The organism is Microbulbifer maximicatervae (SeqCode) (assembly GCF_052467615.1).
Genome location: NZ_CP174319.1, coordinates 3,936,259 through 3,951,924, shown reverse-complemented (window position 1 = coordinate 3,951,924; position 15,666 = coordinate 3,936,259). Strand labels below are relative to the sequence as shown.

Annotated in this window: 14 protein-coding genes; 5 read left to right on the top strand and 9 right to left on the bottom strand. The window is 49.7% G+C overall.

Annotation, left to right across the window (positions count from 1 at the left end):
• Window positions 1–53 precede the first annotated feature (53 nt).
• Together ACJJIM_RS17410 and ACJJIM_RS17405 are read right to left on the bottom strand one after the other, a co-directional pair.
• On the bottom strand, window positions 54–719 hold the full coding sequence (locus tag ACJJIM_RS17410) for a replication protein P (protein ID WP_444911578.1): 666 nt from the start codon (window positions 717–719) through the stop codon (window positions 54–56).
• On the bottom strand, window positions 631–1,938 hold the full coding sequence (locus tag ACJJIM_RS17405) for a DnaT-like ssDNA-binding domain-containing protein (RefSeq protein ID WP_444911577.1): 1,308 nt from the start codon (window positions 1,936–1,938) through the stop codon (window positions 631–633). Before ACJJIM_RS17405 ends, ACJJIM_RS17410 begins: the two co-directional genes overlap by 89 nt.
• A 200-nt stretch (window positions 1,939–2,138) precedes the next feature.
• On the opposite strand from ACJJIM_RS17405, the gene ACJJIM_RS17400 reads away from it, so the two are divergent.
• The 4 genes from ACJJIM_RS17400 (at window position 2,139) to gbpA (ending at window position 8,172) form a co-directional block, all read left to right on the top strand.
• Window positions 2,139–4,382 carry a heavy metal translocating P-type ATPase gene (locus ACJJIM_RS17400; protein ID WP_444911576.1) on the top strand — a complete coding sequence of 748 codons (2,244 nt, stop codon included), beginning with the start codon at window positions 2,139–2,141 and terminating at the stop codon, window positions 4,380–4,382.
• Entirely contained in the window at window positions 4,383–4,751 is a 369-nt protein-coding gene (locus ACJJIM_RS17395) for a cupredoxin domain-containing protein (protein WP_413663423.1), read from the top strand.
• Between the two features lie 155 nt (window positions 4,752–4,906).
• Window positions 4,907–5,734, top strand: a complete 828-nt coding sequence (locus tag ACJJIM_RS17390; RefSeq protein WP_413663422.1) for a DUF417 family protein — start codon at window positions 4,907–4,909, stop codon at window positions 5,732–5,734.
• Between the two features lie 785 nt (window positions 5,735–6,519).
• Window positions 6,520–8,172: an N-acetylglucosamine-binding protein GbpA gene (gene gbpA, locus ACJJIM_RS17385; protein WP_413663421.1), complete on the top strand. Its 1,653-nt coding sequence runs from the start codon at window positions 6,520–6,522 to the stop codon at window positions 8,170–8,172.
• Between the two features lie 89 nt (window positions 8,173–8,261).
• Here the strand turns inward: gbpA and ACJJIM_RS17380 are convergent, their stop codons facing one another.
• The gene (locus ACJJIM_RS17380) at window positions 8,262–8,873 is read right to left on the bottom strand and encodes a TetR/AcrR family transcriptional regulator (RefSeq protein WP_413663420.1); all 612 of its coding nucleotides are present in this window, start codon (window positions 8,871–8,873) and stop codon (window positions 8,262–8,264) included.
• 134 nt (window positions 8,874–9,007) lie between these two features.
• Between ACJJIM_RS17380 and ACJJIM_RS17375 the strand changes: the two genes are divergently transcribed.
• Window positions 9,008–10,078 carry an MBL fold metallo-hydrolase gene (locus ACJJIM_RS17375; RefSeq protein WP_413663419.1) on the top strand — a complete coding sequence of 357 codons (1,071 nt, stop codon included), beginning with the start codon at window positions 9,008–9,010 and terminating at the stop codon, window positions 10,076–10,078.
• A 114-nt stretch (window positions 10,079–10,192) separates the two neighbouring features.
• On the opposite strand, the gene ACJJIM_RS17370 is transcribed toward ACJJIM_RS17375, so the two are convergent.
• The 6 genes from ACJJIM_RS17370 to ACJJIM_RS17345 form a co-directional block, all read right to left on the bottom strand.
• The gene (locus ACJJIM_RS17370; RefSeq protein ID WP_413663418.1) at window positions 10,193–10,702 is read right to left on the bottom strand and encodes a DinB family protein; all 510 of its coding nucleotides are present in this window, start codon (window positions 10,700–10,702) and stop codon (window positions 10,193–10,195) included.
• Window positions 10,703–10,751: 49 nt separating this feature from the next.
• A complete protein-coding gene (locus ACJJIM_RS17365) occupies window positions 10,752–12,023 on the bottom strand; it encodes an alpha/beta hydrolase-fold protein (protein WP_413663417.1) in 1,272 nt (423 codons plus the stop codon).
• Window positions 12,024–12,169: 146 nt separating this feature from the next.
• Window positions 12,170–12,916: a copper resistance protein B gene (locus ACJJIM_RS17360; RefSeq protein WP_413663416.1), complete on the bottom strand. Its 747-nt coding sequence runs from the start codon at window positions 12,914–12,916 to the stop codon at window positions 12,170–12,172.
• Complete coding sequence (locus ACJJIM_RS17355) at window positions 12,909–14,699, bottom strand: copper resistance system multicopper oxidase (protein WP_444911575.1); 1,791 nt, start codon at window positions 14,697–14,699, stop codon at window positions 12,909–12,911. The genes ACJJIM_RS17360 and ACJJIM_RS17355 overlap by 8 nt, the downstream gene beginning before the upstream one ends.
• 11 nt (window positions 14,700–14,710) lie before the next feature.
• On the bottom strand, window positions 14,711–15,199 hold the full coding sequence (locus tag ACJJIM_RS17350) for a DUF411 domain-containing protein (protein WP_444896027.1): 489 nt from the start codon (window positions 15,197–15,199) through the stop codon (window positions 14,711–14,713).
• A gap of 108 nt (window positions 15,200–15,307) precedes the next feature.
• Window positions 15,308–15,655: a hypothetical protein gene (locus ACJJIM_RS17345; RefSeq protein ID WP_444911574.1), complete on the bottom strand. Its 348-nt coding sequence runs from the start codon at window positions 15,653–15,655 to the stop codon at window positions 15,308–15,310.
• Window positions 15,656–15,666 lie beyond the last annotated feature (11 nt).

Here is a 15,666-nt window from a genome sequence, read left to right as displayed (position 1 = left end):
TTAGGTATCAGGCCCTGTATTCAAAGTCTGAGTAAGCAGTTGGCTGTTAATTTCTAAATGCCAAGCTTTGCTCGCATCTCCGAGAGTCTTTTCGAATTTTCTTCCTTGGAAAGTGGTGAGCCGGGGTTTTCCTCCAGCTTTAATTGCTCTGGAGCAGTTAGTTTTTCTCCCCCCAGGACTCGTTCACATATTTTTCGATAGTGCTCGGCAAAGACCGGGTAGGCGATAGACTCAGGGTTATTGGCAAGAAAAAACCAGTTGGATTCCCGCCCAGCGTGATAGATCGCTAAGTGGCTCCAGTTGTAATTGGTTTTGGGGCTTGGGGCATTGCAGGCCTCGCGATAGGCGGCGCGAGCTTCCGGTAAACCATTCTCCCCAGCGGCGCACAGCTGCAGCATTTTATGTACGGTGGGCAGGTACTCGCTTTGCAGGATCGCTCGCTTGGCACCCTGCATAATATCCTGGGGAGCGAAAGCAAGCAGAGCCTCCAGCCAGAGGCGCTTGGCATGGTGAAGGGTTTCAGTGTCTGGAAACGCTGCGCTGAACTGGTTGTGATAATTCAGTTTAAATAGCGCAAATACTTCATTGATTGCGCGCTTCTTTTCGTTCAGCAGTTCCTGGCTCTGTTCACTACCAGTTTGTGTCTGTGAGTATGTCGCCGATTGACCGGTCGCGGGTGCGCTGGTTGGTGTTGTTGTGGGAGTCTTGTGGATTGCCATAAGAGTTTCCTATTGCCAGTTTGTTGCGCTCCGCCCACTGGTGGCGCGCGTGACGCACAAATACGGCGTCCCAGCTTTTACGTGCGGCATTTTGACCGCGCCAGTAAATAATAAATTCCGGAACCAGGGATAGAGCAAAGTCGCGATCTATCTCGCATTGGTTCATCAAATGACTCAGGCAGTCACCACTGGGCTGCCAGTTGCGGGAGATAGGTTTGGCCACCGGGTTTTTCTCAATACCCTGGCAGTAATAGGCCCACTCTTCCCGCGCATACTCGATAAACAGTTCACCCCAGCGGGCACTGTGGCCACCGCGCTCGGTCCATTTATAAATAAATTCCGGTAGCAATTCGGCGGCAAAGCGCGGATTGATTGCCAGGCGCTGCAACTGCTCCCAGGTGTGCTCGCTGGGCTGCCAGTCGCGGGACATAGCAGTGGGCTTGCGCTTTTCGATAAATGGCGTGTCCTGCTTCTCCCAGTCTTCCATGATCCAGTCATTGAATTCCAAATCCCAGGAAATGGACTGCTTGCCACTGGAGCGGTGGTAATCGAGAAAGCGCTGTAGGCCGCGGCCGACAAAAGTGCTGGGGACTCCCTCGTCCGCCAGCTTGCGCAGGGTGTCATCGCTGGGTTGCCAGCCGCTGGGCAGTGGCTGCTTGCGCTGAGCAGTTGCTCGAAAAGCCTCCCACTTGCTTTTAACCTGGCGCAGGAACAGGGAGCCAAAGGAGTGGCGGGGCTCGGCGCGCTCGCGCCAGTAAGTGACAAACTCTGGCAGTTGCTCCCTTACAAAGTGCTCGGGAATACCCAGCTGGGCGATACGCGCCATGGTTTCACTATCCGGCTGCCAACTGGGGGCAATGGTGTTGGCATTGCGGTTGGACGGGGTAGGGGGTGTTGCCACCGGGCGCTTGTACTCACCGGGCAGGGCGAACTTCAGAATCTCGCTACTGCCGAATGGTGCCGCCCCCAGCAGAAGGGCACCCTGGTTGCGCAAGCTGGTGGCTACCCGCTGGATATCCGCCGCCTGCCAGAAGGGCAGCAGCAGATATAGCTGCTCCCCCTCGGCGGTATACCAATCCCGACCTCCGTAGGGCTCCAGGGGAAGGAATGGAGCCAGGTCGCCAAGTGCAGTGAGCAGCACAGCTTCCTCCAGGCCGACAGTGGCAGCCAGAGAAGGAGAGATACTCAGGGGTCTTTCGGGAAGCAGGGGATGTGTCATGGCGCGATAATAACATTCCGTCGCATCGCATGCGCGATCATTGGCGAATCCTCAGCCTTTTCCTGCCCCTGGTGCCAACCACTAAGCTGAAGGATGAATTGACTGCGAAATTTCGGCAGACGGTGCGCTGCCAACTGTTGCCTTCCCCTAGCGGTAAGGTTGTAACTTTGTCGCTGTAATTGGTGTTGCGGGAGAGCAAGATGACGAAGGAGCAACAATCTGCGCCAACGGTGTTCCGTTTGAGTGGAGTCAATTGTGCCGGTTGTATTAACAAAATTGAGACTGCGGTTAAGGCCGTAGCCGGGGTGACTGATGCCCGGGTAAACCTGTCCGATAAAATCCTGTCGGTATACGGCCCGGCAGAGGCTGAATCCTGTATCGAAGCCGTCCGAGGTGCGGGCTACGGCGCTGAACTCTTGCGAAGTAGTGAACGAGAGCAGCGCGCGGAACAGCGGGAGCAGACACAGCGGCACTACCGCCAGCAGTTGTGGCGTTCGGCATTTGCTCTGGGCGTGGGCGTGCCAATGATGGCCTGGGGGCTGATCACCGACAAGGTATCGGTGAATACCCCTGCGGAGCAGCTGGCCTGGGGTGTCATGGGGCTGATTACCCTGGCGGTGCTGGTCTTCTGTGGCGGCAACTTCTTCAGTGGTGCCTGGAAGGCACTGCGTCACCACAATGCCACTATGGATACGCTGGTGGCCCTGGGCACGGGAACGGCCTGGCTCTTTTCCATGATCGTGGTATTGGTTCCCCATCTCTTACCGGAAGCGGCACGACATGTGTACTTCGAGGCCAGTGCCATGATTATTGGCCTGATCAGCCTCGGCCAGGCACTGGAGATTCGGGCGCGCGGGCGCACCAGTGCCGCAGTGGAGAAGCTGTTGGAGCTCCAGGATACATCCGCGCGGGTATTGAGAGACGGCCGAGAGGTGGATCTCCCTATCGAGCAGGTGCAGCAGGGAGACCAGCTGCGCGTCCGCCCCGGCGAGAAAATTCCGGTGGATGGCACTGTGCTTGAAGGGCGCAGCCTGGTAGATGAATCCATGCTCACTGGGGAACCAGTGCCGGTGAAAAAGGCGGAGGGTGACAGCCTCGCCGCCGGCACCCTGAATAAAAATGGCAGCCTGTTGTTTCGCGCAGATAAAGTGGGTTCCGACACCCGTCTCGCGCAGATTATCGAGATGGTAAAGAATGCCCAGAGCTCCCGGGTACCTATCGCGCGTTTGGCGGACAAGATTTCCGGCATCTTTGTGCCAGTGGTGATGATTATTGCCCTGGTGGCCGCACTGGTTTGGTTCAACTTGGGCCCCGATCCTCGGGTTGCCCATATGTTAGTAGTACTGACTTCGGTGCTGATTATCGCCTGTCCCTGTGCCTTGGGTTTGGCGACTCCCATGTCGGTTATGGTGGGGGTCGGCAAAGGTGCCGAGTACGGTGTACTGGTGCGCAACGGCAAGGCCCTGCAACAATCCTGTACTCTGGATGTCCTGGTTGTGGATAAAACCGGGACTCTCACCGAGGGTTCTCCGCGTCTAACAGATATCGATAGTGATGGCGACAGCGATGAACTGCTGCGTTTAGTGGCGAGCCTGGAGCAGGGCTCAGAGCACCCCTTGGCCGAAGCCATAGTGACGGCCGCTCACGATAAAAACCTTGAATTGCAGTCTCCAGCCAACTTTGAAGCCATCACAGCTCACGGTGTGAGTGGTGATATCGGTGGCAGTCGCGTGCTGTTGGGGAATACCAAGTTAATGCAAAAGGAGGCTGTTTCCCTGGATGCCTGGAGTGAGCGGGCAGCCAAATTGGCCGAGGTGGGGCGCACGGTGATGTACGCCGCCGTGGACGGCAAGTTGCGGGGGATTATTGCTGTAGCCGATCCGATTCGCGCTGATGCGCAAGCTGCAATCGAGCGACTGAACAAACTGGGTTTACGCATTGAAATGCTTACCGGGGACAATCACGGCAGTGCCGAAGCGGTTGCCCGGCAACTGGGCATCGACCGAGTTCACGCAGAACTATTGCCGGAAGATAAAGAGGGGATCGTCGCTGAATTGCAAAAAAAAGGCGAGCGAGTGGGTATGGTGGGTGACGGGATTAACGATGCCCCGGCCCTGGCGCGGGCCGATGTGGGCTTTGCGATAGGTGCCGGTACCGATGTTGCTATTGAGAGCGCCGATGTCACCCTAATGCGTTCCTCCCTGCACGGGGTCGCTAATGCCGTGGAGTTGTCCCGGGCCACTTTGCACAACATCAAGCAAAACCTGTTTGGAGCTTTTATTTATAACACTCTGGGTATTCCCATCGCCGCCGGTGTCCTCTACCCGATTACGGGTATGTTACTGAGCCCCATTGTTGCCGGTGGTGCTATGGCGCTTTCCTCCCTGACAGTGGTCAGTAATGCCAACCGCCTGCGCTTCTTTAAACCATCGGAGGCTCGCTAAATGGCTGAAGTTCTCGTAAATATCGTCGGTGTGCTGATGATTCTGGCTGTTATCTGGTGGTTTTGGTTGGGGCCAAAAAGAGGTGCCAGTAAGGCGACGCCGAGCACGGATAATTTACAGATTCTGGTTAAGGATGGAGTTTACGAACCGGATCTTATCCGCCTGCCCGCCGGTCGCACAGCGACTTTGCATTTTCACCGGGAGGACCCAAGCCCCTGCTCCGAGTGGGTATTGTTTCCAGACTTGGAAGTCAGCGCTCAGCTTGCCCTGAATCAGGATACCTTGGTGGAAATACCAAAAGCCGAGCCGGGCGAATACCCGTTCAACTGCCAGATGCAAATGTATCGGGGCACATTGATACTGGAGTAACAGTAAATGTGATTCTCTATGGGGGTGTAATAATTCCCCGGGCCAAGACGACATAGATTTAACCAATACCCCAGAGCCGCCTTTCACCTGTATGGAGAAAGGGGCTCTGGTCAGGATGGTGACTAAGCTCTAATTTGTTAAGAGGTCGTCAACAAATGTCATTTCTTCTTCGAAAACTTCCCTTCGCCCTGGTGGCCATCGCCTTTGCGCTTATTACGGTGGCGCTTTTTTCCGGCCAATGGGGTGGTATCAAGCGCGTATTTGAATTCTACGGTGTCACTAATGAGGAGGTGCTTTCCTCTATACGTTTAATGACCGCCATTATTTTTTCAGTCGCCGCTATTTTGGGGGCACTCGCCCTTCGCTTTGAGCGGGTTGTTAAGCCCCTGGCAATCCTTCTGATTTTAATATCGCTAGTGCCCCTACTGAGTCTTCTTGGCAGCGGCCATTGGATCGACTCCCTGGGCGGCTTTCCGGCAATTGGCTCAGGACAGGGGATAATTAAGTACTTTGCCCTGTTAACCTTGGGTATTACCTGGTTGTATAGGGATTCGTTGAGTCCACTAAAGCTGATATGGCTCAATTATTTCCCTGTCGGCTTGGTATTACTCTGGATTGGAGGGATGAAATTCACAGCGCTTGAGGCTGAGGGGATTGAAGGCCTGGTAAGCACTTCGCCACTGATGTCGTGGTTATACAGTCTATTTAGCGTGCAGGTGGCCTCAAATCTTATCGGTATATATGACTTGATTGCGCTGGCTATCCTCGCCTTGGGTATTTATATCCGGCAGCTGTTTTGGCCGGGACTATTGCTTTGTGCCGCAGTATTTATAACAACCCAGACCTTCCTCTACTCCTATCCAGGCAGTTGGGTAGCTCCCTGGCAACTTAGCTCCAGCGGTATTTTTATTATTAAAGATCTGTGGTTTATCGCAAACCTGATATTAATCTTGGGCTTTAGAAACTCCATGATTAAATCTTAAAACTGATGGGGTCAAAGAGTTGCTCTGAGGCCCCCAAAATGCCAGCTTTGATACATTGGGAATACTATTTGTAAGTTATCGAAAGGTGGCATTTTCTGTGGACTCAGGGATATCTGGCCGGCGTGAATTCAGTGAAGTGAAAGCTTTAAAAAACTAATATTTTTAATTTTCATTGGAAAACCCTCTGCCCGATTAGTTACAGAAGAAGTATTGGCCGTTGTTTTCTAGGTTTTTTCTGTTTCTATTTTGTCGTGGGCGCACCGTGTTTTTTTGCCGGTAAGCGATAGGTGGAGTTAGTTAGGGTTTCATTTTGAGTTTCGGGAAGACTTAAGTGTGAAATTCATAGTTCTTCCATATTTTGTTTTTATATTTTTATAAGCGGTATATTCGGATTTGTACCTGACTGCCCTTGCTGGAATAAAATACCACTAAATGTCGCTTTTATTGATGTTATGTTGCATTAATTACCCGAAATTATGGGCTTATTTTTTGTTTTAGGTCGTCATTTTTCTATTTTGTAAGAAATTATTTTGTCATTATTTATGTTTTTATTTTTGTGTTTGTATGGAACTTTTAATGGGATGGTATTTATTAAAAATTAGACTTATCTTTCGGCGACACGCTGAAAGTTGTTTGTTTAAATTATAAAAACAATAGGAACCGTGCCAATTAGTGGTGGTCCATAACTCTGTCGCTAGCGTTGCAGGATTTACATCCTCTAAAAGTAAAAATTTGTGTTCAGCTGGGGAAGGAAGTTGAGCGCAAAGTAATAAATGGGCAGAGATATGATTCTACGTAAGAAAAAATTAGCATCCGTATTTAAACAACCGATAGTCAATCGCACATTAATGGCAGTGGTATTAGCCGGTGCCAGTTCTAATGCTTTCAGTCATGGTTATGTTGAGGCCGCTGACGGTGGTGTAGCTTCTGCGCGTGGTACCCTGTGTAAATACGCATTAGATACCGGTGAAATGAATTTGAATTGCGGCGCAGTTCAGTGGGAGCCACAGAGTATTGAAGGTCCTGAAGGCTTTCCCGATAGCGGCCCTGCCGATGGGCAAATTGCCAGTGGAGGAAGCAGTGCCTGGTCTGAGCTTAATGAACAGACATCTGATCGCTGGGTAAAAAATTATATTAGCTCCGGTTGGCAAACCTTCAAATGGTACTTCACCGCCAACCATGTAACTCGTGATTGGAAATACTATATTACTAAAGAAGATTGGAATCCGAATTCAGTCTTGACTCGCGATCAATTTGATCTCGACCCATTCTGTGAGATAGATGGCAATTATGAACAGCCAAATGTAAATACAACTCATGAGTGTCAGGTGCCAGATCGCGAGGGCTATCATGTAATTCTGGCTGTTTGGGATGTGGGTGATACGGTTAACGCTTTCTACAATGTTATCGATGTGGAGTTCGATGGCGATAATGTCACTAATACCGAGTGGAGCGCTGCGGGTACCATCAATCCGACTCAGGACTTGAACGTTGGCGATAAAGTGTATACCCGCGTATTTGATGGCTCAGGTGAAAACTCATCTTACAGCACTGTTTTGGAAATTGCCTCCGAAGAGCAGGGCATCGCTGAAAACTGGTCACACGATTTGGCTGAGTTGATTAATGCAGAGCAAACCGATATCCGCGCCGGTGATTTCGATGGTGATAATAGCTTTGAGCCTCTGTACGGTATCAACCGCATTTATCTAAAAGATGGCAGTGGCCTGGAAAATGTCGAGATCGGTTACGAGTTGAGCGAAGAAGAGCCCAACTATGAAGTAACGGTAAGTGGTCTTGAAAGTGAATACACAATTACAGGCGGTGCTATTTCTCTAGACTTGGCTCTCAGTGCTACGGGAGATGTCAGCGTTGAGGTTACAGTGGTAAATCATGGCGGTGATACTCTAGCAAGCTATAGCAATAACATTGATGATGGTGATACTGCCAGTACTAGCTTGACTCTCTCAGAGACTGTAGCAGGGCACCATATGGTTGTAGTGGTGGTAAAAGACCGCGATGGCAACATGGTTGATCAAAACACTCTGAACTTCTACCTGGTTGAAGACACCTCTGGTGATGATGACTCCTCGAATGGGGATGATGACTCCTCGAACGGCGATGACGACGCTTCTAATGGCGACGACGATAGCTCCAACGGCGATGACGACACCTCCAATGGAGACGATGATACTTCGAACGGAGATGATGATAACTCCAATGACGATGACCAATCTTCAAGTGATCAGGATTATGATTATGTCTTCCCTAGAGGTCATAGAAACTATGCTGCGGGCACCAAAGTCCTGGGCCGTGACGGTAATGTCTACGAGTGTAAGGACTCTGCTTACTCCCACTACTGTAAGGAAGTAAAAAGAGGTGCAATACAGTTCGAGCCAGGTGTTGGTGGGAACTGGGAGATACTTTGGGAAAGACTTTAATTTATTCCCGATAAAATAAAAAAGGCCCCTTTTGGGGCCTTTTTTGTTGGTAAATTAGTAGGTGAAAAATGGCCTCTTAGGGCAGCGATTCAAGCCTGGTAATAACTTAAAAACATCGCAGCGGTGCGCTCGGCCAGTGCCTCTTGCTCGGCGGAGTTCGGTGGGCCAGAGAGTTGAAGTAACTGAGGCCAGTAGCAACCGCCCTTAATCAGGTTGTGAATCTGCCCATTGGCGACCTCTATGTCGAGAGACTTTAGTCGCCCATCAGCTACGGCAGATTTGATCCAGCGCTGCACCCCGGTTTCATGGGCCTTATATTTTTCCATTTCCTTCTGTAGTGCTTCCGGCTGGTGGAAGAAGTAGTCGAAGGCCATGCGGTTAAGCTCAATATACTGCGGGTTGCAGATCGTTTTTATTTCCTGCTCTAACAGTGTGCGGAGTTGTGATTGCATATCACTATCCGGGTTGTAGTCACAACCGGAGGGCTGGGTGGCCTGCTGCCAGAGTTCACCGATCAAATACATTACCAGGGCTTCTTTGCTGGAGAAGTGGTTGTACACGGTGCGTTTTGATACCTGTGCTCGGGCTGCCAGCTCGTCCATACTCGTGCCCTGCACTCCCAGCTCCTGAAAAGCCTGCTTGGCAGCATCAATAATAGCTTGGCGTTTCAGCTCACTTCTGGTTGGTTTCTTTTCAGTCATGGGTATCTCTGTGAAATCTGGGCCGGGGGATTCCATTGCCGGCGAGTTACTTCTTACGCAAATTTTACACTATATAGTTTACTTTCATATAGTTAGTTTATACACTGCACTGTATAGTTTACATGGTAAGTGAAATGAAGAAGCGCTGGTGGATTCTGGCAGGAGTGATTGTTATGTCGGTAGGTCTCTTTGGTAGCTGTACAAATCAACCCGAGAAGTTCCGCAACAGTGATACGGACTACAAAGTCAGTAGTGGCGGTATAGTTGAGATGATCGGCGCCTACATCAAGGCGGATCGTGCAGCCCCCGCACCGGTGAAGCCTATTCCATTGCGACAGATTCCCGCTGCAGAGCTGGCTGCCCCAGTCGCTGAGAGTGCCGTATATCGCCTCGGGCACTCCACAGTACTGATTCGAATGGATGATCAGTATGTTTTGACAGATCCGGTATTTAGCAAGCGGGCATCCCCGGTTCAGTGGATGGGCCCGAAGCGCTTTCATCCATTGCCCATAGAGATTCGAGACTTGCCTTCGATTAAAGCGGTCGTTATCAGCCATGACCACTACGATCATTTGGACAAAAATAGTATTCGCTCACTCAAGAATAAAGTAGAGCAATTTATCGTTCCTACCGGGGTGGGAAGTCGTTTGCGTAACTGGGGAATTGCGGCCGAAAAAATTGAGGAGTTGGCCTGGTGGGAATCGTTTGCCTTGGGCAGTTTGCACTTTACCGCGACCCCGGCTCAACATTTTTCCGGGCGTGGACTAACGGATAAAGACTCAACATTGTGGGCCAGCTGGGTAATTGAAGGGCGCGAGGGCCGTATATTCTTTAGCGGTGACAGTGGCTATTTTAGTGGCTTTCGTGAAATTGGTGAGCGATTTGGTCCGTTCGACCTGACACTGATGGAAACGGGTGCTTACAACAAGCTTTGGAGTTCGGTTCATATGATGCCTGAAGAGAGTGTACAGGCACATCTCGATCTCGGAGGGAGAGCAATGTTACCTATCCACAACAGTACTTTTGACCTTGCCCTACACGATTGGTATGAACCTCTGGAGCGCGCACAGACGGCAGCCAAAGATCAAGGTGTCACTTTGGTAACGCCTATCATTGGAGAGGCTGTTCGCCTGCAATCTCCCACCACAACAAAGGCCTGGTGGAAAGATGAGATGGCTACGGATTTACGCCTGGTGAGTGAGTAGAGAGGTTCTGTGAATTTGCTATTAGTAGCTGGGTGCTGCTGGATTTAGATATCGATATGTTTTCTGTGGGCGAGCTGGAAATTAAAGCCGGCTCGCTTTAGTGCATAGCGTTTTTTACTCGGTAATAGCAGCTGCCATCCGTCTCTCAGGCTCAACTTCATGTAGAAAGCGGGTAAAAGTATCTTTTGGCCTTTCCAGGCCTTTCGAAGATAACGTTCGCGATGCCATTCCTCGATGATTGCTGCCATGGGTCAATAAATGCACGAAAATTTCGTAGATTGATAGTTGCCCAGAATCCCCGTCCGTAAATTGAAAATTAATTACTCTCTCAAGATCGGATAAAGTTGCTGTTTGAGAGAAGTTGATTAGCCAGGAATCATTGTTATTCATTCTATCTCTTAGTTCTGGAATCGTAGGTGTCTCAATGGTGTTATCTGAAGAAAACAGCTCCTGTGTTTCGGTAATGCGGCTTATAAATAGGCTGTCGACCACCGCAGTATGATTGAGTATACGGATAAAGAAGCTCGCATCTTCCTTGGGTAGAAGATGAAGTTGCTTTTCGCCAGCTGATAATAGCTCTAAGTTGGCCCATTTTTTATATTGAAAAGCACTGGTGAAATCCATATATATTTATCTCATTTTATTTTAAGTAAATACAATTTTTAATCGTATTCTAATTGAGCTTGAGTTCAGCTATTTGCCGATTTATCGCCGCCGTTTTACTTTTATCCTGATTGCGAGAAATTTCTAGTGCTTTCTTCAAAACATCAGAAGCTTCTGAAATTTCATCATTCTGTTGTAACGCCTGGGCCAAACTTTGGTGGGCGTCAATAGAATTTGGCCGATATTCCACCCATCGCCTTGCGACATTGATGGCTTCTTGGATACGACCATCCTTTAGTAACAACTTGGTGATATGGCTTAATTTGTTAACATTTCTCCAACGTGTAGCCCTGGATAAAATAGGAAAGCCATATTTCTGTGAGAGTGATTGATAGAAATGATCGATATTTTGCAAGGCGTCACCAGGTTGGGATATCAATTCTCGATAATTTGCGGACCATTCTTCGTGGGGATAATTAAGCTCAATAGCCGTTAGCGCGGCTTTTATAAAGGCACCGTAGTGGTTTTCATTGTTAAGAACTTCTATTTTTAATTTGAGATTCTCTTTTACGTAAGGCGATAGTTTGGTATTAATTTGACTTAAGATTTTATCATAGCGCTTATCTTTACGCATATCACTGTCGGCCATGGCGAAATAAAAAGCACTGATCTTGTTTGATGAGGTCTGCATACTTGTAGTTATTTCATCAATAAAAGTACTCTCTGAAGTGGGTCCCATACCAAATATATCGGCCGCAGATAAAAAGAAGTAAGACTGAAACAATCCAGGTTTGTTAGTTAGGGCGTAGAGAGGAAAGATGCTGCTAGTTGAAACACCAATAATCATTCGATTGTTGAGTGCGCGGTAATTACTTTCTAAATATGGGAATAGTTCTTCAGTTAGAAATTTACTATAGGCCTCAGGGTCTCCCTGGGCGCTAAATTTCTCCTCTGTGGTATGTGTCCACATTCCATGTAGGTAGGTTTCCGGTTCATCACCACCATCATTAAGGCTGATTACAATACTTTCCGGCATACGTTCTACGCTACTTAGATGCTTTACTGCCCCGGTTAAGGCGTGGAAAAATTCTTTGCCGTGAGTGCCATTAATAAAGATAACCGGGTATCTATGCTGCTTTGATGCTTGATGGAACGTTTGCGGTAAATATATGTTGATTGGTATTTCACGACTCAAGATTCTGGATGAGAAAAGAATTTCATCGCCATAACTCAGGTGTTTGATCGTGTTAACAGAAGAGTGGCTCTTTGGGCTTTCAGGTTCTGCTGATAGTCCCACACACAGTAGAGAAACTGCGATTAACAGTATTCGGGGGGAAATCATATCACCGGCATCCTTGCTGAATTTAAAATTTTTTTAAAAGGCGATTAAGATCTATTAGATGCTATGACAGATTGAGGAGGCGGTAAAGTTGGTTACAGCTGATGCGAAGTGGTACAACTTGTATAGATATAAAAATTTGGATTTTGTCAAAACCAAGCTCTAAACCCCAGTACCCATACGGTTGAGTCCACATCCTCACCTTCTTCACGGGCGAAATCAGCGGCATTGCCCACTTCCCGTTCATAGTGGACGCCAATATAGGGTGAGAATTTCCTGGTGACTTCATACATGAGCCGAAAGCCGACTTCCGCTTCCGATAAGCCGGAACCGCTACCTCGGGCCTCATCGTTCTGCCCAAAAAAGTTCAGCTCGATACGTGGGACCAGATTCCAGTCCTGTGCCAACTTTATTTCATACTCGCCTTCCAGGCGAAATGCAGTACTGCCATGTTCTCCATAGAAAAATACCGCATCCATTTCGAATTTGTAGGGAGACTCTCCAGTAATACCCACAGCAGCCCAATTCCGGCTGCTAGTCTCCAGATTAAAATCGTGGCGAATTCCAATTAGGAAATTCCAGTTTGCTGAAATTGCCCGGCTATAGAGTGCCCAGAGTTCATTTTTTTCAATTTCCCCACTGCTACGCTCATAGTCGACTTCGGCAACAAACTTATTTTGCTCTCCGCCATAACTGAAGTCTCCCTCGATTTCCCCGCCGTTATCACCTCGCAGTTCCACATAGTCGAGGCTGACTTCAGCCATGGGTTCTCCTTCGTTATCCTCGCCAGAGGACTGGTAGCTGTGGTGCTGATGCTGAGGTTCTGCCTGCCCATAGCTGGCCTGGGCAGCAAGTAGCCATAGTGTTGCTGCTATCCCTGCAACATTCTTAAACAATGCGCACCTCCCGATACATACCGGCCCTCTGGTAAAGCATTTGACTGTGTAGAGCCCAGCGGCCATAGGTGTCGGCGCTGATTAAGTAACTGATGCTTGATCCGGGTTGCGCGATCACCGTGTGCTTGCGGGGTAAATACTCTCCGTCACCGGTTTCCAGCTCACTCCAAAAACCGTGTAAGTGCATGGGCTGGGGAAGCGTGGTGTCATTGACCAGGGTAATGCGCAGGCGTTCCTGGTGCCGAAATAATAATGGGCTGGCATCGCGAAATTTTTCACCATTTATTGACCAGAGATAGCGCTCATAATTGCCGGTCAGGTGTAACTGTAATTCCCGCTGTGGCTCCCGTTCGTCCTGGGTGGGTTCACTGCTGTGCAAGTCGCTGTAAGACAGTACACGGCGGTTATAGCGATGTTTATGGTTTCTGAGTCCTACACCGGGGTCAGAGATGCCGTTTGCTGGTGTCAGCGCGCGGTGATCCACCCTGAAGCCGGATTCACTTGGCTGGTGAATGATAGGACTATTACTACCGAGCCCTGCTGCAGCGAGGTTTCCGTAAAACCATCCCCCCTCAGTTGCATCGGGCAAATCGGAATGTTTTTCGGTGTGAGCAGTCTGGGCTGTTTTAAAGTGGCTGTTTGTCTCTTCGGTTTTTCTCGCCAGACCCAGATCTTGTAGGGTGAGCACTGGGCGGTGATCCATCTCGGGAATTTCTGTGCTCAGACGTATATCACTTGTCAGTGTGCCTCGCGCATAGCCACTGCGGTCCATGGACTGCGCAAATATATTGTAGGCCTGTTCACTCTCTGGCTCGACAATTACGTCATAGGTTTCGCCGCTGCCAAGACGAATTTCATCGACGCTAACGGGCTCGACATTTTGTCCATCGGCCGCCACCACCTTCATTTTCAGGCCGGGGATACGCAGGTCGAATAAGGTCATCGAAGCTGCGTTAATTAATCGCAGGCGAACCCTCTCACCAGGTTTAAATAATGCAGTCCAATTGGTATCGGGTGTATGCCCGTTAATCAGGTAGGTGTAAGTCTCGCCTGTGACCTGGGAGATACTGCGGTCGGAAAGCTGTTTCCAGTTCCATTGATGCCGGTCCCGCCAGGTTTGTGCGACACCTTTTGTGCGCACCTCACGCCATAAATCTGTAGCCGTGCGCTGTTGCCGGTTGTAGTAGTCCGGGTCTTTTTTTAGATGGGTATAAATAGTTTGGGGAGATTCATCGCTCCAATCGGATAGGACAACAACATAATCCCGCTCGTAAGAAAATGGTTCTGGAGATATCGGATCAATGACTATTGCCCCAATTAGCCCCCGCTGTTGTTGAAACCCGGATTGGCTGTGATACCAATAAGTACCACTTTGGCGCACAGGGAATCGGTAGCGAAATGTTTGCCCGGGTTGAATGCCGTTAAAGCTCAACCCCGGTTCGCCGTCCATATCGCTGGGTACCCTAACACCGTGCCAGTGTAGGGAGGATTTGTCGGGTAATTGGTTGTGGACATTCAGGGTGACGGTTTCCCCTTCCCGCCAGCGCAAAATGGGGCCCGGTAGACTGCCATTAATGGTAAGGGCTTGTCGTTCGCGCCCGGTAAGATTTACCTGGCGGTAACTGATGGATAAATCAAAGTGGTTACCGCGCAGGGTTGTTGCCGAAGCTGTAGGCGAGTTTGGGCGTGAACTGTAGGGTAACCCCAGCAGCAGGGCTCCCGCTCCGAGACCTGTGACGAAAGTACGCCTCGATACGGCGTCGGTGCGGAAGCTCTCTGTCATCGATGTCCCTTTTAAAACTGCTCCTGTGCCGTATTGATTTCGGCGTAAATTTCGCTGCTGCCGTCTTTGTTAAGCAGCATTACCTGATAGGGCGTAAAACGGTCGCCCACTTCCATACCGGGGCTGCCCAGGGGCATACCTGGCACTGCGAGACCAATGGCATTTTGCGGTGGGTTCTGCAAGAAATGCTGTATCAGCTTTGCCGGTACATGCCCTTCAAAAACATAGCCCTGTTCTGACACTGTGGTGTGGCAGGATTGGTAGCGCGGAGAGATATGGTGCTGCTTTTTCACGCCGTTAAGGTCTTCGACATCCTTTGCTACGACGTCAAAGCCACTTTGTTGGGCATGCTCAACCCAAATTTTGCAGCAGCCGCAGGTGGCGGATTTGTAAGTGGTCAGGCTCACAGATTCCTTTTTGGGGTCTGGAGATTCGGCACAGGCACTTAATGCCAGGGTTGTGAGTAGCGCAGCAATAGCGATCAAAATTGAACGGTTCATATGAACTCCGATGATGAGATTTAGGACGCACACAGGCGTGCGAGTATTTATAAAAAATATTTGGAGTAAAACTGGGGAGTGCGCGTATGCCTAGGCATACGGGGCCCGTTAAGTGCGGAATATGGGTGGGCGCAGTGCCATTTCCGGATCTGGAGAGGAATTAAATTCCCGGTAGGCAGTTACAAGTAGATTGCGGTTGTATACAAGGATTTTATATTGAGTGTTTACCGCAGAACTGGTGCCTGGCCCTGCACAGCAGCTGCATTCAGCAGTGCAACTGGCGGGATGGCTGTCGCTGCAGTTTTCAAGGGTTGCCCCGTCGCAGTGGGCTTTTTCTTCTGCAGCGATGGGTGCCGCTGGGGATTCGTGTGTTTCCGCACAGGATGACGCAACTGCTTGGCCGCCGAAGGCCAGTAACAGTGTGAGCAAAAATAGGCGAAAGATCCCGGTGTGCATGGCGGTATTCA